1 protein-coding gene is annotated in these 465 nt (G+C 59.8%); it reads left to right on the forward strand.

From position 1 onward, the window contains the following. The coding region (cmoB, locus tag J5M71_RS28065) for a tRNA 5-methoxyuridine(34)/uridine 5-oxyacetic acid(34) synthase CmoB (RefSeq protein WP_207838856.1) at positions 1–388 on the forward strand (388 nt) is incomplete at its 5' end. Positions 389–465: the final 77 nt, after the last annotated feature.

Genomic DNA, 465 nt, shown 5'->3' on the forward strand with positions numbered 1-465 from the left:
TTCCATGGGCGTGTTCTATCACCGTCGCTCGCCGATCGAGCATTTGCTGGCGCTGAAGGATTGCCTGGTCAAGGGTGGGGAACTGGTGCTGGAAACCCTGGTGGTCGAAGGCGACAAGCACCAAGTGCTGGTGCCGGAAGATCGCTACGCGCAGATGCGCAACGTGTGGTTTTTGCCGTCGGTGCCGGCGCTGGAATTGTGGCTGCGGCGCGCCGGGTTCAGCGATATTCGTTGTGTGGATGTCAGTACCACGACGGTGGAAGAACAACGCGGGACGGAGTGGATGAAGTATCAGTCGCTGAGCGATTTTCTGGATCCTGAGGATCACAGCAAAACCATTGAAGGGCTGCCGGCGCCGATGCGGGCGGTTATCGTCGCCAGGAAGTAAGCGTATTTTCCCATGACCGCGGTGGGCCTGCCCCTCACCCCAGCCCTCTCCCCCAGGAGAGGGAACTGATTGTTGAG

Origin of the sequence: Pseudomonas sp. 43(2021) (assembly GCF_017490805.1) — a bacterium.
Classification (GTDB): Bacteria; Pseudomonadota; Gammaproteobacteria; order Pseudomonadales; family Pseudomonadaceae; genus Aquipseudomonas.